Here is a 16,933-nt window from a genome sequence, read left to right on the forward strand (position 1 = left end):
CGGGCGGCGTCGGTCCCGCACCGGCGGGAAAAGCCGATCCGATAGGGTTCGGGAGTGAGTGATCACCCCTCGACCACCGAAAACGACGACCAGACGCCCGAGCAACTGCGTATCCGTCGGGAGAAGCGCGACCGCATCCTCGACGAGGGACGCGAGGCCTATCCGGTGTCGATCGGCCGTACGCACAGCCTCGCCGAGATCCGCGAGGCACACCCCGAACTCGAAGCGGGCACCGAGACGGGCACGATTGTCGGCGTCGCCGGACGTGTGATCTTCCTGCGCAACAAGGGCAAGCTGTGCTTCGCCACGCTGCAGGAGGGCGACGGTACGCAGCTCCAGGCCATGATCAGTTTCAACGGGGTCGGCGAGGAGTCGCTCGCGCGATGGAAGTCCGACGTCGACCTCGGCGACATCGTCTACGTCCACGGTGAGGTCATCAGCTCGCGCACCGGCGAACTGTCGGTGATGGCCGACGACTGGGCGATGGCGTCGAAGTCGTTGCGCCCGTTGCCGGTTGCGCACAAGGAGATGAACGAGGAGACGCGCGTCCGTCAGCGCTACGTCGACCTCATCATGCGTCCGGAAGCACGTGAGACTGCGCGGACCCGTATCTCGGTGATCGCCGAGCTGCGCAAGGCACTCGTCACCCGAGGATTCCTCGAGGTCGAGACCCCGATGCTGCAGACGCTGCACGGCGGCGCGGCGGCACGTCCGTTCGTGACCCATTCCAACGCCTTCGACATCGACCTCTACCTGCGTATCGCGCCAGAACTGTTCCTCAAGCGGGCAGTGGTCGGCGGAATCGAGCGCGTCTTCGAGATCAACCGCAACTTCCGCAACGAGGGCGCCGACTCCACCCATTCGCCCGAATTCGCGATGCTCGAGACCTACCAGGCCTACGGCACCTACGACGACGCCGCGACGATGACTCGCGAGATCATCCAGGAGGTGGCACTCGGCGCAATCGGCACGCTCACGCCGGAAATGCCCGACGGCACCACCTACGACCTCTCCGGCGAGTGGACCTCGTTGGAGATGTACCCGTCGCTCTCCGAGGCGCTCGGCCAGGAGATCGTGCCCGACGGCGGGCCGGAACATCCCGGGACCAGCGTCGACGAGCTGCTCGCCATCGCCGCCCGCGTCGGCCTCGAGGTGCCCAAGGACAAGGGTTACGGTCACGGCAAGCTCGTCGAGGAACTGTGGGAGCACATGGTGGGCGAGAAGCTCTCGCAGCCCGTCTTTGTGCGCGATTTCCCCGTCGAGACGTCGCCGCTGGTGCGCGCACACCGCAGCGTGCCGGGCGTCGTCGAGAAGTGGGACCTCTACGTCCGCGGCTTCGAGCTGGCCACCGGCTACTCCGAGCTCGTCGACCCGGTCATCCAGCGCGAGCGCTTCGTCGACCAGGCACGCCTCGCTGCCGCCGGCGACGACGAGGCCATGCGACTCGACGAGGAGTTCCTCGCCGCGATGGAGTACGGCATGCCCCCGACGGCGGGCACCGGCATGGGCATCGACCGTCTGCTGATGGCGCTGACCGGCTTGGGCATCCGCGAAACGATCCTGTTCCCACTGGTCAAGCCGCTGCGCGACTGAGCTGCCAGACGCCGTCCTCAGCCGCGATCAGCACCCAGCCCGCTCGCGGCGACCACGGATTCGACGTCGCCCGACGCCTCGAGGCGCCGCCAGCGCTCGTCGGGCAGTTCGAGCGTCTCACTCTGCCTGCGCGCGACGGCGGCGTCGGCGTCCGAGGCGTCGAGTCCGCGATGTTCGATACGTGAAATGCGCTCGGCCTCAGGTAGTTTTAGCCAGATTCCGGTGAAGTCGACGCCCGCGCGCTCGGCTGCGTCGGCTATTGCCGAGGACTGACTTCTTCGGCCGAACACGGCGTCGGCGATGACGCTCATTCCGCCGCGCAGGTCTGCTTCGGCGAGCCGGAACAGCTCGGTGTACACCGCTGCCCGAGCGGCGTCGGTGTAGGCCGACCGCGGGAGCCTGTCCCCGATGCCCACTCCCGCAAGACGTTTGCGCAGCACGTCGGTGCGTAGGATTCGGGCGCCCGGAGCAGGGTCGAGACTGCCTCCGACCGCCCGCGCTATCGTCGACTTCCCGGTACCGGAGCCGCCGCCAATCGCGACAACTTGCGGGAGTGAAGAATCGGTGAAACCCAGTGCAAGCGCCAGGTATTCGTGTGCGCGCTCGACGTCCTGTTCGGCTGCCGCGACGTGTGCGCGCACGGTGGCACGTACCGCGAGCAGTACCGGCAGCAGGCGGAACGCCTCCTCGTCGTCGATAGAACCATCGAACGTCGCATGATCGAAGTAGGTGTTGACGACGACGTTGGCTTCGTGGCGTAGCCGGCGCGCCCACAGGTCCATCACGAGGAACGCGAGATCGTAGAGCACGTCGGTCGTGGCAAGCTCCGCGTCGAACTCCAAGCAGTCGAACGGAATCGGCTCGCCGTCGATGATCGCGACATTCCCGAGATGCAGGTCGCCGTGACAGTGGCGAACGCGTCCGCCGCGTACCCGATCGTCGAGAAGGTCGCGATGCTCGGTGATGAGTGCAGTGATTCGGTCGGTGAGTTCCTGTGCCACAACGGGTTCGATGATCTCCGGGAATGCCGCCATGCTCGCGAGGTTTCCGTCGACGACCTCCTGCAATCGTTGCGCACCATGGGAATCCGCACTGATCTCAGATCCCTGATGCAGTTCGACGACGCGCATCGCGAGGCGCTGCAGCAGGTCGTCGTCGAGGCCACCTGGATGTGCGTAGTTGACCATCAGTGCGTCGTCGTCGAAGCGTGTCATCTCCAAGACGTGATCGACGATCTCGCCCGCGCCGTCGAACGAGAGCGAACCGTCCGCGGCGCGTCGGATCGCGTGGACCGCGATGTAGAGATCGGGAGCGAAGCGCCGATTGAGTCGGAGTTCGGCGTCGAGGGCAGCTCGACGCAGCTGTGGCGTACTGAAGTCGAAGTAGCGCAACCGAACCGGCCGTTTGAACTTCCAGGCGCGGTCATCGTTGAGCACGATCACCGCGCCGTGCGTGACGATGCTTCTGGTCGGGGAGTCCGGGTCGAGGGCGCCGACCTGTGCCAGCAGGTCCTCGGCTCGTGCCGTGTCGTTCATGAGTCCGTACCGGATTCGGCCACGGCGCGACGGTATTCGCCTGGAGGCATGCCGAGGGTCTGCCGGAAGTCGGCGGAGAAGTGCGCCTGATCGGTGTATGCGAGGTCGGCGGCGACGTCGGCGAGGGTGATCGTCGGGTCGTCGCGCAGTCGTTCCGCGGCCTCCTGCAATCGGTATCGGCGGATGACCGCCAATGGGGAGAGGCCGATGTGGCGGTCGGCGATGCGCTGCAGTGTGCGTATCGACATCGACATCTCGCGTGCGAGGTCGTCGACGCGGACGATGCTGCGATCCGCTGCGATCAGGTCTTGCATCTCGTTCGCGAGCAGCGCCGACTCCTGGGGCGGCGTCGCGTGTTCACGCAGCCACGACGCGAAGTGTGACGCGGCGTCGGAGACGTCGGGTTCCTCGACAGTCATTGTTGCAGTGATCGATTCGAACAGATCGGGCGCGCGGAAGGGTTGCGCGGCGTCGCGCAGAGATCGTGGCGAAACGTCGAGCGCGGCAGCGCCCGCGGGTCGCAGCAATGCCCCGACGGCCCAGCCGGAGCCAGTCAGATCGCGGTGCGTGCGCTGAGTCGACGGACCGACGATCAGCACCCCATCAGGTTCGACGACGAGGTTGCACGCGGGGAACGGCAGAATGTTCTGCCGCGACGTCCGGCCGGGCGCGAGGCTCCACTGGGGTATCCAGAACCACGAGACCATCGACGAGAGGTCGTCGGGCGCGACGACGCGGTCGAAGGTGGGCAGGCGAGCGGGGTAGAGCACACCGCGGGTGTCTGCGGTGTCCGTGACCGGGGTGTCTGGGGCGCGGGTGTCTGGGGCGCCGGAGTGGTCGGCTCCGCTGACGGGCATGCGTCCACGATAGTCGTCGCAAATCTACAAGCCGCGCACCGCACACGATCCCTAGCGTGAAACGCATGACAACACAGCAGAACACCACCGAGCCGACGACCGGCGTCACCGGCGACCACACCACCGACGGCATCCCGCACGGCCTGACGAGTCTCACCCCGTTCATCGCCGTGTCGAATGCCAAGCAGGCAATCGAGTTCTACACCAGTGTCTTCGGGGCGAGACTGGTCGATGCCACGGAGTTCAGCGGCGTGGTCGTGCACGCCGACCTCGACTTCGGCACCGGCCACCTGCAACTCGGCGAGCCCAACGAGGAGTACGGCCTGATCGCCGCGCCCGACGGGCCTGCCGCGTGCTACTCGTTGGGCTTTTACTGCCCCAGCGCCGACGAGGTGGTTGCCAAGGCCGAAGCCGCCGGCGCGACGGTCCGTGAGCCCCTCACGACCTTCGTCTCGGGCGACCGGTTCGCGTCGATCCTCGATCCGTTCGGGGTGCGATGGTCGGTGATGACTCGCGTCGAGGATCTCTCCGAAGAGCAGAGCGCCCAGCGCGTCGCCGAATGGGCTGCATCGCAGTCCGATTCGTGAACGGGTTGGAGTTCAGCGCAGTTCGCGTTTGAGTATCTTGCCCGACGCGTTGCGGGGAAACGCGTCGACGAACACCACGGATCGGGGAACCTTGAAGTTCGCGAGATGTGTTCGCGCATAGGAGAGTACGTCGTTCTCGGTGAGGTGGGTGGCGTCGTGGATGGTCACGTAGGCGCGCCCCACCTCGCCGAGTCGGTCGTCGGGAACTCCGACCACAGCGGTTTCGGTGACTCCGTCGAGTCGTGCGAGCGTCTGTTCGACCTCGGCGGGGTACACGTTGAACCCTCCACAGATGAACATGTCCTTGAGCCGGTCGGTGATCCGGAGATTCCCCCGCTCGTCGATCACACCCACGTCGCCGGTGTGTAACCACCCGTCGGCGTCGATGGTCGCTTCGGTCGCCGCGGGATCGTCGAGGTAGCCACGCATGACCATCGCGCCACGGGTGAGCACCTCACCCTGGTCCGACAGCCCGATCTCCATGCCGTCGAAGGCTCTGCCGCACGTTGTCGCGACCGTGACGTCGTCGTCAGCGGGGGTGCACGTGGTGATGAAGCCGCTGGATTCGGTTTGGCCGTAGGCGGTGATCACCGTGTCGACGCCGAGGTCGCGCTGGATACGCTCGATCAGCACCACCGGCACGATGGCCGCGCCGGTCACCACCAGGCGAAGTGACGACAGGTCGTGGGCTGCGCGCGCGGGGTCGTCGAGGATGGTCTGGAAGATGGTCGGCGCACCCGGAAAGACTGTCGCACGCTCTGATTCGACGAGCCGCATGGCCTCGGTGGGGGAGTAGACCGCGAGCGGAATCATCGTCGTCCCGAAGAGAATCGACGGCAGAATTCCCGCCTTGTATCCAAACGTGTGGAAGTACGGGTTCACCATCAAGTAGCGGTCTGATGGACTCAGGAGTCCGTTGGCTCCCCACGCCCGCGCGCCCGCGATGGTCTGCTGGTGCTCGGCCAGAACGCCTTTCGACTTCCCGGTGGTCCCTGAGGTGAACAGAATGTCGGAGATATCCTCTGGCGCAACAGCATCTGCTCGACGATCCGCTTCAGTGCGCGTCTCGTCGGTGGCACGCGCGACGAAGTCCGACCAGCCGACGCTGCCCTCGGGTGCTGGCGCCGACCCGTTGAGCGGTACCCGCACCACGAGATCGGGCAGCGAGCTGCGATGCTCGGCAAGCAGTTCCGCCGCATGGTCGACGCCGAGGAACTCACCCGACACCACCACCGCCGACACCTGAGCTCTCTCGATCACGTCGACGGCCTCGGTCGCCGTGTAGCGGGTGTTGAGGGGGACCAGCACCCCGCCCGCGTACTGGATGCCCAATGCGGCGATCGGCCAGTGATAGCTGTTGGGCGACCAGATGGCCACCCTGTCACCGACCTCGAAACCTGATGCGACAAGCGCCGCGGCGAACTCACGGACCCGCTCGAGCAGCTCCGCGTATGTCAGCTCGACGCTCTCGTCCCCCTCACCCCACTGGCGGTCGACGATCGCCTGCTGCGCCGGCCAGGTCCGCGCCGCCCGGATCAGTGCCGCGGGCGTCGACTGGGCGCTCTGTCCCGTCGACTGGGCGCTCCCTTCCACCGACTGGGCGCTCCCTCCCGTCGACTGTGCGCTCTGTTCGACCGACTGGGCGCTCTGTCCCGTCGACTGGGCGTCGCCGTTGGTGACTATCGACTCCATGGCCATAACCTAACAAATGCTTGGTAGGTTATGCTAGCGATCATGACGTCGATCAACCTTGCCGATCGTGCCGTCGACCTGGGCGAATGGGCGCGAAGCACGCCCGACGCGACCGGAGAGTTCACGCGAGCGGTGCGCGAGTGGCTGGCGCAGAATCTCGTCGACGACTTCGCCTCGCTCAAGGGTCGGGGTGGGCCGGGGAGCGAGCACGAGTTCTTCTCCGAGCGTCTGGCGTGGGATCGCCACCTCGCGGCGTCCGGCTGGACATGCCTCGGTTGGCCCACGCGGTATGGGGGCCGTGGCGCGACACTCGAGCAGCGAATCATCTTCCATCAGGAGTATGCGCGCGCGAACGCGCCTGCGAGGGTGAATCACCTCGGTGAGGAACTGCTCGGCCCGACGCTGATCGAGTTCGGTACGGAAGAGCAGAAGCAGCGCTTCCTTCCCGGCATCGTCGACGTCACCGAGCTGTGGGCCCAGGGCTATTCCGAACCCGGGGCGGGCTCCGATCTCGCGGGCGTCTCCACGACGGCCCGACTTTCCGACGACGGCGCGCGCTGGCATGTCAACGGACAGAAGATCTGGACGTCGCTCGCGCACGTGGCGCAATGGGTGTTCGTGCTGGCGCGTACCGAAGTGGGCTCGTCGCGCCACAAGGGACTCGGCTTCCTGTTGGTCCCGATCGACCAGCCCGGCGTCACGGTGCGGCCGATCCAGCAACTGACCGGAACATCGGAATTCAACGAGGTCTTCTTCGACGACGCGACCACCGACGCCGGCCTCATCGTCGGAGAGTCCGGCGACGGTTGGCGGGTCGCGATGGGGCTGCTGCAGTTTGAGCGAGGTGTCTCGACGCTGGGGCAGCAGGTGGGATTCGCGCGGGAACTCGACGCGATCACCGAGATGGCAAGAGCCAACGGAGCTCTCGAGAATCCGGAGATAGCCGCACGCCTCGTTCGCGCCCGCATCCGGCTGAGCGCGATGCGTGCCAATGCGCAACGGACACTCGACGACGACGCGACAGTTTCCGGGGGGACCTGGGGTGCGGCCGCCGCTGCGGGGACAGCCTCGGTGGCAAAGCTGTTGTGGGCCAACTGGCATCGAGACCTCGGCGAGCTCGCAATGGCGGTGGCGGGCCCGGCGTCGTTGATCGGGCCCAGCGAGACCGTCGAGGGCCACCTCAACGACATTCACGACCCGGAGAATGTCGAACTCGACGAGTGGCAACGCCTGTTCCTCTTCACCCGCGCCGACACCATCTACGGCGGCTCGAACGAGGTGCAGCGCAACATCATTGCCGAGCGCGTACTCGGCCTACCCCGCGAGGCACGAGCTTGAAGAGGTACAGCGAGGCACGAGCATGACTCAAACAAAGCCAGGCACAACCGCGGAACCACTACGAGAGGTGTGGACACGATGACGCAAACGACGTCGAGTCAGGTCGATGGTGAGAGGTCGCCGTTGGCAACGCCTCCGGAGGAGACGCCGGGCCACGGATTGTTGTTGGGACGCAAGGTGGTCGTGACCGCGGCGGCAGGTACGGGTATCGGATTCGCGACGGCGCGGCGTGCGCTGCTAGAGGGCGCCGACGTCGTGCTCAGTGACTGGCATGAGCGACGACTGGGCGAGGCTGCCGACCAACTCGCTGCCGAGTTCGACGGTCAGACTGTCGGCAAGGTGGTGTGCAATGTGCAGTCCACTGCCGATGTGGATGCGCTGATCGCACGTGCCGCAGACTCACTTGGCCGCATCGACGTGTTGGTGAACAACGCCGGCCTCGGTGGCGAGACACCCGTCGCCGATATGTCGGACGAGGAGTGGGACCGCGTCGTCGACATCACGCTCACCGGGACGTTCCGGGCCACGCGGGCCGCGCTCCGCTACTTCCGTGCCGTCGAGCATGGTGGCGTAATCGTCAACAACGCATCGGTCCTCGGGTGGAGAGCTCAACGCGGACAGGCACATTACGCCGCCGCCAAGGCGGGAGTGATGGCACTGACGCGCTGTTCAGCCGTCGAGGCTGCCGATTTCGGGGTGCGTATCAACGCTGTTGCTCCGTCGATTGCCAAGCATCCCTTCCTTGCGAAGGTGACCAGCGACGAACTGCTCGACGACCTTGCGCTGCGCGAGGCCTATGGCCGCGCGGCCGAGGTATGGGAGGTCGCGGCCACCATCGCGATGCTCGCCAGCGACTACACCACCTATCTCACTGGCGAAGTGGTGTCCATCTCCAGTCAGCGCGCCTGAGCGTGAAGACCGTTATCTATCAGGAGTTCTCATGAGCACACCACAGGCGTACATCGTCGACGCCATTCGCACGCCCGTCGGTAAGCGCAACGGCTCGCTTGCCAAGACGCATCCGGCCGACATGGGTGCGCATGTCATCTCTGCACTCGTCAGTCGGACGGGGATCGACCCGGCGGTCGTCGACGACGTCGTTTTCGGGTGTGTCGACGCGATCGGTCCGCAGGCGGGCAATATTGCCCGAACCGCTTGGCTGGCTGCCGGAATGCCGCTGGAGGTACCCGGGACCACCGTCGACCGTCAATGCGGTTCGAGCCAACAGGCCATCCACTTTGCAGCGCAGGGTGTGATGAGTGGGACGCAGGACGTCGTGGTGGTCGGTGGTGTGCAGAACATGAGCGCAATCCCCATCTCGCAAGCCATGATTGCCGGCCAGGAGTTCGGATTCACCACGCCGACAGCCGAATCCGTCGGCTGGCGCGAACGATTCGGCGACGCCGAGATCTCGCAGTTCGTCGGCGCCGACCTGATGGCGCAAAAGTGGGACATCAGCCGCGAGGATATGGAGGCATGGGCGCTGCAGTCGCATCAGCGAGCCAAAGCCGCGATTGCACAGGGACGGTTCGACGGCGAGACCGTCGCACTGGCCGACTGCGTCGTCGACGAATGTCCGCGTGACACGTCGTTGGAGAAGATGGCAGGGCTGGCTCCCCTCGCCGACGGTTCGCGGCTGACGGCGGCGGTGGCGTCGCAGATCTCCGACGGGGCGTCGGCCGCGCTGGTGGTCAGCGAGAAGGCGCTCGCCGAGTACGGCCTGACCCCGCGTGCCCGCATCCATCACATCTCGGTCCGCGGCGACGACCCCGTGATGATGCTGTCCGCGCCCATCCCCGCGACGAAGTACGCGCTGGCCAAGTCGGGGCTGAGCATCGACGACATCGACGTCGTCGAGATCAACGAAGCGTTTGCCTCAGTAGTCCTCGCCTGGTTGAAGGAGACCGGCGCCGACCCGGCGCGCGTCAACCCGAACGGCGGGGCAATCGCGCTCGGGCATCCTCTCGGAGCCACGGGGTCCAAGCTCTTCGCGACGATGTTGGCCGAACTTGAGCGCACCGGCGGCCGCTACGGCCTACAGACCATGTGCGAGGGCGGCGGCACGGCCAACGTCACGATCATCGAGCGCCTCGGCTGACCCAGTCGATCGTCGAGAGCGCCCAGTCGGCGTTCTCGTGCGCCCAGTCGGCAGTACGGAGCGCCCAGTCGGCGTTCTCGGGCGCCCAGTCGGCAGCTTTAAGCGCCCAGTCGACGGTCTCGAGCGCCCAGTCGACGGCTCGCCCGGGTCGACTGTGCGCTTCCTCGCGCCGACTGTGCGTTGGCGGGGTGTGCGCCGTCGACCCGCGCTCGCATTCGTGTGATCTACGGCATAGCATGTGATACACAATCGGGGCGGCGTCTCACCGGACGGTGCCTCTGAGTACCCGCAAATCCTCAAGGAGCCACCATGACCAAGCCTGCGGACGTGACGACCGGAGCGGGTCGCCGCATCGAGAAGGGGGTCTCGTCGGAGGCTCACTCGATGGCCGAACTGCTCGAGATCCAGCAGGCCGCGTTCCTGCGTGACGGCATCCCGGATGCCAACACGCGCATCGACCGCATCACGCGGCTCGGGTCGCTCCTGCTCGACAACTCCGACGAGATCTGCGCGGCATTGACCGCCGACTTCGGCACGCGCCCAGCCGAATTGAGCATCACGGCCGACGTCGCCGGCTGCCTCATCGATATCACCCACCAGCGCCGTGGTGTCAAGGAATGGATGAAGGAGACCCCGTCGGCGCGCGTGCAGGGGTTGATCGGGTTCAAGCAGCGGGTGCGGCACGATCCGCTCGGCGTGGTCGGGATCATGGGGCCGTGGAACTTCCCGCTGCAGTTGACGTTCGTACCCGCGGCCTCGGCGTTCGCGGCCGGTAACCGGGTGCTGATGCGGCCGTCGTCGATCACCGCCCGCACCACCGAGGTCATCGCGCGGCACGCACCGGACTACTTCTCCGTCGAAGAACTCGCGGTCATCACGCCCAAGCACGGTTCGGGCTCCGACTTCGCGAAGCTCGCCGTTGATCATCTGTTCTTCACCGGTTCGCCCGAGGTGGGGTCGTCGGTGGCGCAGGAGGCGGCCAAGAACCTCGTGCCGGTGACGCTCGAGTTGGGTGGCAAGAACCCGGCCGTCGTCGACGTCTCCGCAGACATCGGCAAGGCCGCGAAGATGCTGGCCGAAGCCCGCATGGCCAACGGTGGCCAGGTGTGTCTGTGCCCCGACTACGTGTTCGTTCCCGAGGCAAAGCTCGGTGAGTTCACCGACAAGGTCATCGCCCACTGGACCAAGAGCTTCCCGACGATCTACGACAACTCCGACTACACGTCGACGATCAACCAGAAGAACTACGACCGCATCGTCGGACTGATCGACGACGCCGTCGAACTCGGTGCTACCAAGCGGCAGGTGATCCCCGGCGGCGAGCAGCTTCCGTCAGCCGAGCGCCGCAAGATCCCGCCGACGCTGCTCACCGGCGTCAAGGCGGGCATGAAGATCGCCGACGACGAGGTGTTCGGCCCGGTCCTGAGTGTCTACCCGTACCGCGATCTGACCGAGGCGATCACCCACATCGCAGCGAATCCCCATCCGCTGACCATGTACTGGTGCGGCGACGACAACGCCAATTTCAAGCGGCTTGCCGACAACACGCGCAGTGGATCGATCAACGGCAACGACTTCGCACTGCACATGTTCGGTGCGGAACTGCCCTTCGGCGGCATCGGCCGCAGCGGCATGGGCGCCTACCACGGCAAGACCGGCTTCGAGACGTTCAGCCATGCACGCGCAGTGGCATTTTCGACGATGCCGTTCACCGTCGCCGAGATGATCGCGCCGCCGTTCACCAAGCGCGACACGCGAATGGCCAACGGGCAGATCAAGTTCTGGAGCAAGCTCAACAAGCGCGCCGCGAAGAAGGCGCGTAAGCGCTGAGTCACTAAGGCTCAGCGACGTCACACCCCGTCATGGGTGGGTAGATCCTTCAGGGGCTTTACCCACCCATGAACCATCTGTGCCCCTCTTGTGACTGGTGTGGCCAGTGGCTCTGCTGTTAAGTGGACGGCGTGGACCGTCGCCATTTCCTCGCAGCACTGGCGGCAGGCACCGTCGTTGCGATATCCGGTTTGTCTGATTCGAAAGCAGCTGCGGCGCCGGGACTTCCACCGAACCTCCGCTTGCCGGGCTTGCCCGAGCAGTTGCTCACGCCGCCCCTCGTTGCACCCCCACCCGTTGTTCCCAGCAAGGCGCCGCTTCCCAAGGGGCCGATCACCGCGCTACCCGGGCACGGCAACTATCTCGCGCTGACCATCGACGACGGGGTGCGGTCGGACGTCGTCGGCGCGTACATCAAGTTCGCGCAGGACACCGGTGCGCGCTTCACGTTCTTTGTGACCGGCGTCTACAAGAGTTGGACCGACCATCGGAGTTCGCTTGCGCCGCTGGTGGAATCGGGTCAGATCCAGTTGGGCAACCACACCTGGACGCATCCCTCGTTGACCTCATTGTCGGAGAGTGCGATCGCCGACCAGCTCAACCGCAACAAGCGCTTCTTGCAGAACACCTTTGGAGTCGACGGCACCCCGTTTTATCGTCCGCCCTACGGACACCGCAATGCGGCGGTCGACCGCGTCGCCGCCGACCAGGGCTACACGGCGTCGACCATGTGGTACGGGACGTTGGGGGACGAGCGGGTACTGCGCGAGCAAGACATCATCGCCAACGCGCGCACCTACTTCCGCCAGCAGGCCGTGGTGATCGGGCACGCCAATCACCCTGCGGTGACGCACATTTACCCGCAACTGGCGGAGATCATCAGAGAACGAAAGCTGACCATGGTCACCCTCGACGACTACTTCGTCACCGGATGAGTCCGCGCTCGAACGCAACTCGCACGGCCGCGGCACGGTCGGCGACACCGAGCTTCGGGTAGAGCCGCAGGAGGTGCGTCTTCACCGTCGCCTCGCTGATCATCAGTTCGGCGGCGACCTGACGGTTGGTGCCGCCACCGGCGATGGCGTGCAACACTTCTCGCTCTCGTTCGGTGAGGGTGTCGGCTCGGTTGCGGCTCATCAGGCTTCCCGCCACGCTCGGGTCGAGAACGCTGTGGCCGGCTGCCGCACGGCGCACCGCTGAGATCAGATCCTCACGCGGGGTTGCCTTGAGAAGGTAGCCGTCGGCTCCCGCGTCGACGGCCGCGTGAATGTCGGTGTCGGTGTCGTACGTCGTCAGCACCAGGATGCGCGGCCAGTCGCGGTCGGCTGCGCGCAGAGCGCGAATCGCCCCGACACCATCGGATCCCGGCATGCGCAGATCCATCAACACGACGTCGGGTGTCAGCGCGGCCACCTGGGTGAGCGCCTCGTCGCCACTGGTCGCCTCGCCGACGACGGTGAGGTCTGCTTCGCGCTCGAGCATCCCGCGAATCCCGTCGCGCACCACCGGATGATCGTCGACGACGAGGATACTGATCTGGTCCGGCCGCGAGCTCATTGCGGTACTCCTTTCGGCACATCGCTTCGCTCGGTGGGAACCGACCGCTCGGTGGGAATCGACCGCTCGGTGGGAATCGACCGCTCGGTGGGAATCGACACGGAGACAACGCAACCCGCACCGGGATCGGATTCGACGACGACGGTGCCGCTGAGCAACTGCGCGCGCTCGGCCATGCCGGTCAGCCCGAAGCCGCTGTGAGCGGATCGTCGTACCGCGTCGACGTCGAAACCGTCTCCGTCATCACGGATGTCGAGCAGCAGTTCGTCGTCGAGGTAGGTCAGCGTCACCACGACCTGCTGCGCACCCGCGTGTTTGGCGATGTTCGCCAGTGATTCCTGCAGGATGCGCAGTACGGTGTCGTCGCTGCCGCCGAGGTCGTGGGCGTCGCCGTCGACCCGCAGTACCGCGGTGATGTGATTGCGCTTGGAAAAGGCGGTGAGCTGATCCTGTACAGCGGTGGGTAGCGGTTGTGCGTCCAGTGTGAGCGGTCGGAGTGCGTTCACCGCGCGTCGCGCTTCGCCGAGTCCTTCGCGCGCAAGCATTTTCGCGTTGTCCACACGGTCGCGGGTGGCGTCGGACAGTTCAGCCTCGTCGACGGATTCCAACTGCGTGACCACCGCGACGAATCCCTGTGCGACGGTGTCGTGCAATTCGCGGGCGAGGCGGGAACGCTCGTCGCGGATGCCTACGAGTCGTGCTTGCTCGAGGAGTTCGGACTGCAGTCGGGCGGTGCGGGAACGTTCTGCGAGGAGGTCTTCGGTGAGCTGGTTGCGCCGTATCACGGATGTCTCGCGTGCGTCGGTCACGACTACGACGGCGACGCCGATCACGAAGTTCAGAATCCACGCGAGTACCGACGCCCACCAGGGATTGGCGAGGTTCTCCCAGCCATAGCGTTGCGTCGCCGTCATCAGCACGCACGACACACTGATGGTCAGCACCATCGGGAGCCCGGTGAACAATGACGCGTAGAGCATGTAACCCGCCCACGACGCGATGCCTGCGATCGGTGTCGCGGCGATCGCGACGGCGATCAGCGTGGTGGTGACAGCGAAGATCCCCACACGCCGCCACATGGGCCCGATGTTGACGCGAGTCCAGATCTCGGTGAAGACCATCAGCGCGATCAACGCCGAGGCACTCACCAGATGCTGCGTCGACGACGCGGGCACGAGTTGGGCGACGACAAGCGCGACGAGATAGAGAACCCGAAGCGTCCACACCTCGGCACTGGGGGGCACGATGATGTCCGGCCAGGTCAGCTCGTGCCGACAGTCGCGCCAGCGTCCCTGCGGTTCACGCTCGAGGTTGCGTCGGAACAGGCCGTGCGCCAGCGCAGTGGTGGTGAATGGGCTGTTCACTCCCACTTGAAGGTCCGGACCGCGATCGCGGTGGTCACTGCGCCCCACACCAGTAGTGTGCCGAAGTACCCGATCGCTGGCCAGCCCGTCGTCGCGGTATCTACGAGCGCTTGTGTGCCCGCTCCCGACGGAGTGAGGTTCGACGTGACGTGCAACCACCCGGGCATCGTCGCCCGGGGTACCCACAATCCGGCGAAGAACATCAACACGAAGAACACCAGTGAGCCGAATCCCGCAGCGACCTTCGCGTTCCGGAAAAGCGACGCGATCACCATGCCCAGGCCGAGAAAAGCCCAACCCGTCAGCACATAACTGACGATGAACCCCACGGGATGTTGCGGCCACTGCCCCGAGATGATCCCCGGTACGACGACGATCAGCGCGAGACACATGATCGAGACGGCGGAGGTCAACACGAACTGCGCGATCAGCAGGAGACTCGGAGATGCCGGAGTAGTGCGTAATCGCTTGAGAATTCCCATCTCTCGGTATCTCGTGAGTACGTCCGGTAGCGCCTGGACGGCGAGCAACGCCACGACGAACAGCACCAGAATCGGCTGGTACACCTGAAACACGCTCAGGCCGCCGAATTCGTCGAGCGGTTGGCGCGCGGCGGGGATCGACGCGATGATGATCGACGCCGCGACGGGCAGGATCACCGTCCAGATCACAACCCCCGGGTTACGGGCCAACAGCTGCGCTTCGGAACCGATCATCGCGGTGGTGGCGCTCATCGTCGTACTCCTTCGGAATCGTTTTCGGTTGTGGCGGCAACATGAAGGTCTGGCGCGTGCGTCAGCGCGAGAAACGCGTCGTCGAGGCTCGGTTGGTCGACGCGGAGCTTGCCGCACGCGATGCCGTGCTCGTGCAGCGCGATGATGACGGCGGACGCCACGTTGTCGGTTCCGGTGACGAGAACCCGCTCTCCTGTGCGCTCGACGCGGTGAACGTCGGGAAGCGCTGCGAGCGCGTGGAGGTCGACGGCGGCCGTCGGGATGAACGACATCCGTTGGTCGGCCTGCACCGCGGTCGCGAGATCTGCCGGGGTGTCGAGGGCGACGACGCGCCCGTCGTCGATGACGGCGACGCGGTCGCACAGACGTTCAGCTTCCTCCATGAAGTGGCTGACCAGCAGGAGCGTGACGCCGGTGTCCTTGAGGTCTTCGAGCAGACCCCACACCTCGCGGCGCGCGCTCGGATCGAGTCCGGTGGTCAACTCATCGAGAATGGCCACCTTCGGATTGCCGATGAGTGCCAAAGCCACCGACAGACGCTGCTTCTGCCCGCCCGAGAGCTTGCCGAAGTAGGTCGCTTCGTGGCCGCTCATACCGAGTCGGTCGAGTAGTTCACGCCAGTCACGCGGTGCCGAGTAGAAGCTGGAGTACAGCCGCATCGCCTCGCCGACGGTCTGCTTCTCGGGCAGGCGTGACTCCTGCAGTTGGATGCCGAGGGCCTCGCGGAGTCCACGTCCCTCGTCGGCCGGATCGAACCCGGCGACACGCACACGGCCGCCGTCGCGTCGGCGAAGTCCACCGATGCACTCGACGGTCGTCGTCTTACCTGCCCCGTTGGGGCCGAGGATGCCGAAGATCTCGCCTTCGGCGATCTCGAGGTCGACGCCACGGACCACCTGCTTGTCGCCGTAGCTCTTGGTCAGTCCTGCCACTTCGATCATTGCCATGCGTACAACGATCCGCCGCGCGTGCCGCATGCGGATCCACCGCTCGACTACATTCGACTCAGCCGATCGGTGGACCCACGTCGACGCCCAAGCAGTTGCTAGGGTTGGCGAGTGGCGACGCGCAACGGGTCAACCAGGCGAGACGAACTGCTGGCGACGGCAGGTCGGATGTTCGCCGAGCAGGGACTACGGTCGACGACGGTGCGCGACATCGCCGATTCCGCCGGCATCCTTTCGGGAAGCCTGTACCACCATTTCGATTCCAAGGAGTCGATGGTCGACGAGATCCTGCGGAGCTTCCTCGACTCCCTCTTCGCGCGATACCAGGAGATCGCCGCCGCAGATCTCTCCGCGACGGAGACGCTGCGCGAGTTGGTCGTCGCCTCGTTCGAATCGATAGGCGCACAACGCCATGCGGTCGCCATCTACCAGGACGAAGCCAAACGCCTTGCGGGACAAGAGCGTTTCGCGTACATCAACGAGCGCAACGTCGAGTTCCGTGAACTGTGGCACTCGGTGCTCGCGCGTGGCGTCGCCGACGGTGAGTTCCGTGCCGACCTCGACATCGAGTTGGCGTACCGCTTCCTACGCGACACCGTCTGGGTCGCGGTCCGCTGGTACCGGCCGGGCGGCTCGCTGTCGGTCGACGACATCGCCAAGCAGTACCTGTCCATCGTGCTCGACGGGATACTGCCGCGCTGAATCCTCCCCGCTCAGTCCTCTGGCTGACCTCAAGCTGCCGATTCGCGTCCATATACTTGGATGACCTAGTAATTTGGGTGTCGTTCGGCAGGGACGAAG

The 16,933-nt window shown here is 65.6% G+C and carries 15 protein-coding genes; 8 read left to right on the plus strand and 7 right to left on the minus strand.

Annotated elements, in window-relative coordinates; all coding sequences use genetic code 11:
• The first annotated feature begins 54 nt into the window (after positions 1 to 54).
• The gene (lysS, locus tag A5785_RS01070; RefSeq protein ID WP_064864220.1) at positions 55 to 1,593 is read left to right on the plus strand and encodes a lysine--tRNA ligase; all 1,539 of its coding nucleotides are present in this window, start codon (positions 55 to 57) and stop codon (positions 1,591 to 1,593) included.
• 17 nt (positions 1,594 to 1,610) lie between these two features.
• Here lysS and A5785_RS01075 read toward each other — a convergent pair whose 3' ends face one another.
• Both A5785_RS01075 and A5785_RS01080 read right to left on the minus strand, forming a co-directional pair.
• Positions 1,611 to 3,128 (minus strand): bifunctional aminoglycoside phosphotransferase/ATP-binding protein, encoded by a 1,518-nt coding sequence (locus A5785_RS01075; RefSeq protein WP_064864222.1) that lies wholly within the window; start codon positions 3,126 to 3,128, stop codon positions 1,611 to 1,613.
• Positions 3,125 to 3,985, minus strand: a complete 861-nt coding sequence (locus A5785_RS01080) for a helix-turn-helix domain-containing protein (protein ID WP_082937840.1) — start codon at positions 3,983 to 3,985, stop codon at positions 3,125 to 3,127. Before A5785_RS01080 ends, A5785_RS01075 begins: the two co-directional genes overlap by 4 nt.
• Positions 3,986 to 4,050: 65 nt before the next feature.
• Between A5785_RS01080 and A5785_RS01085 the strand changes: the two genes are divergently transcribed.
• A complete protein-coding gene (locus A5785_RS01085; RefSeq protein WP_064864224.1) occupies positions 4,051 to 4,572 on the plus strand; it encodes a VOC family protein in 522 nt (173 codons plus the stop codon).
• A 12-nt stretch (positions 4,573 to 4,584) separates the two neighbouring features.
• On the opposite strand, the gene A5785_RS01090 is transcribed toward A5785_RS01085, so the two are convergent.
• Positions 4,585 to 6,264 (minus strand): FadD3 family acyl-CoA ligase, encoded by a 1,680-nt coding sequence (locus tag A5785_RS01090; protein ID WP_231894089.1) that lies wholly within the window; start codon positions 6,262 to 6,264, stop codon positions 4,585 to 4,587.
• Between the two features lie 42 nt (positions 6,265 to 6,306).
• Between A5785_RS01090 and A5785_RS01095 the strand changes: the two genes are divergently transcribed.
• The 5 genes from A5785_RS01095 (at position 6,307) to A5785_RS01120 (ending at position 12,465) form a co-directional block, all read left to right on the plus strand.
• Positions 6,307 to 7,602, plus strand: a complete 1,296-nt coding sequence (locus tag A5785_RS01095) for an acyl-CoA dehydrogenase family protein (RefSeq protein WP_064864225.1) — start codon at positions 6,307 to 6,309, stop codon at positions 7,600 to 7,602.
• Positions 7,603 to 7,680: 78 nt separating this feature from the next.
• On the plus strand, positions 7,681 to 8,511 hold the full coding sequence (locus tag A5785_RS01100) for an SDR family oxidoreductase (protein WP_064864305.1): 831 nt from the start codon (positions 7,681 to 7,683) through the stop codon (positions 8,509 to 8,511).
• Positions 8,512 to 8,542: 31 nt separating this feature from the next.
• On the plus strand, positions 8,543 to 9,700 hold the full coding sequence (locus A5785_RS01105; RefSeq protein WP_064864227.1) for an acetyl-CoA C-acetyltransferase: 1,158 nt from the start codon (positions 8,543 to 8,545) through the stop codon (positions 9,698 to 9,700).
• 309 nt (positions 9,701 to 10,009) lie between these two features.
• On the plus strand, positions 10,010 to 11,530 hold the full coding sequence (locus A5785_RS01115) for an aldehyde dehydrogenase family protein (protein WP_064864231.1): 1,521 nt from the start codon (positions 10,010 to 10,012) through the stop codon (positions 11,528 to 11,530).
• A gap of 131 nt (positions 11,531 to 11,661) precedes the next feature.
• Positions 11,662 to 12,465 (plus strand): polysaccharide deacetylase family protein, encoded by an 804-nt coding sequence (locus tag A5785_RS01120; RefSeq protein WP_064864308.1) that lies wholly within the window; start codon positions 11,662 to 11,664, stop codon positions 12,463 to 12,465.
• Here A5785_RS01120 and A5785_RS01125 read toward each other — a convergent pair.
• From A5785_RS01125 to A5785_RS01140, 4 genes are read right to left on the minus strand one after another with little or no spacing between them, the layout of a single operon-like run.
• Complete coding sequence (locus tag A5785_RS01125; RefSeq protein WP_064864233.1) at positions 12,455 to 13,087, minus strand: response regulator; 633 nt, start codon at positions 13,085 to 13,087, stop codon at positions 12,455 to 12,457. The genes A5785_RS01120 and A5785_RS01125 overlap by 11 nt on opposite strands.
• Positions 13,084 to 14,451, minus strand: a complete 1,368-nt coding sequence (locus tag A5785_RS01130; RefSeq protein ID WP_231894088.1) for a sensor histidine kinase — start codon at positions 14,449 to 14,451, stop codon at positions 13,084 to 13,086. The genes A5785_RS01125 and A5785_RS01130 overlap by 4 nt, the downstream gene beginning before the upstream one ends.
• Entirely contained in the window at positions 14,448 to 15,185 is a 738-nt protein-coding gene (locus tag A5785_RS01135) for an ABC transporter permease (protein ID WP_064864237.1), read from the minus strand. The genes A5785_RS01130 and A5785_RS01135 overlap by 4 nt, the downstream gene beginning before the upstream one ends.
• Complete coding sequence (locus A5785_RS01140; protein ID WP_064864307.1) at positions 15,182 to 16,132, minus strand: ABC transporter ATP-binding protein; 951 nt, start codon at positions 16,130 to 16,132, stop codon at positions 15,182 to 15,184. Before A5785_RS01140 ends, A5785_RS01135 begins: the two co-directional genes overlap by 4 nt.
• 111 nt (positions 16,133 to 16,243) lie before the next feature.
• Between A5785_RS01140 and A5785_RS01145 the strand changes: the two genes are divergently transcribed.
• On the plus strand, positions 16,244 to 16,834 hold the full coding sequence (locus A5785_RS01145; RefSeq protein WP_039856320.1) for a TetR/AcrR family transcriptional regulator: 591 nt from the start codon (positions 16,244 to 16,246) through the stop codon (positions 16,832 to 16,834).
• The last annotated feature ends 99 nt before the right edge of the window (positions 16,835 to 16,933 follow it).

The organism is Gordonia sp. 852002-50395_SCH5434458 (assembly GCF_001665905.1).
Classification (GTDB): Bacteria; Actinomycetota; Actinomycetes; order Mycobacteriales; family Mycobacteriaceae; genus Gordonia; species Gordonia jacobaea.

Coding starts and splice junctions, on each gene's coding strand:
- A5785_RS01075 (WP_064864222.1), bottom strand. CDS start 3,128: ATGAACGACACGGCACGAGCCGAGGACCTGCTGGCACAGGTCGGCGCC.
- A5785_RS01080 (WP_082937840.1), bottom strand. CDS start 3,985: ATGCCCGTCAGCGGAGCCGACCACTCCGGCGCCCCAGACACCCGCGCC.
- A5785_RS01085 (WP_064864224.1), top strand. CDS start 4,051: ATGACAACACAGCAGAACACCACCGAGCCGACGACCGGCGTCACCGGC.
- A5785_RS01090 (WP_231894089.1), bottom strand. CDS start 6,264: ATGGAGTCGATAGTCACCAACGGCGACGCCCAGTCGACGGGACAGAGC.
- A5785_RS01095 (WP_064864225.1), top strand. CDS start 6,307: ATGACGTCGATCAACCTTGCCGATCGTGCCGTCGACCTGGGCGAATGG.
- A5785_RS01100 (WP_064864305.1), top strand. CDS start 7,681: ATGACGCAAACGACGTCGAGTCAGGTCGATGGTGAGAGGTCGCCGTTG.
- A5785_RS01105 (WP_064864227.1), top strand. CDS start 8,543: ATGAGCACACCACAGGCGTACATCGTCGACGCCATTCGCACGCCCGTC.
- A5785_RS01115 (WP_064864231.1), top strand. CDS start 10,010: ATGACCAAGCCTGCGGACGTGACGACCGGAGCGGGTCGCCGCATCGAG.
- A5785_RS01125 (WP_064864233.1), bottom strand. CDS start 13,087: ATGAGCTCGCGGCCGGACCAGATCAGTATCCTCGTCGTCGACGATCAT.
- A5785_RS01135 (WP_064864237.1), bottom strand. CDS start 15,185: ATGAGCGCCACCACCGCGATGATCGGTTCCGAAGCGCAGCTGTTGGCC.
- A5785_RS01140 (WP_064864307.1), bottom strand. CDS start 16,132: ATGGCAATGATCGAAGTGGCAGGACTGACCAAGAGCTACGGCGACAAG.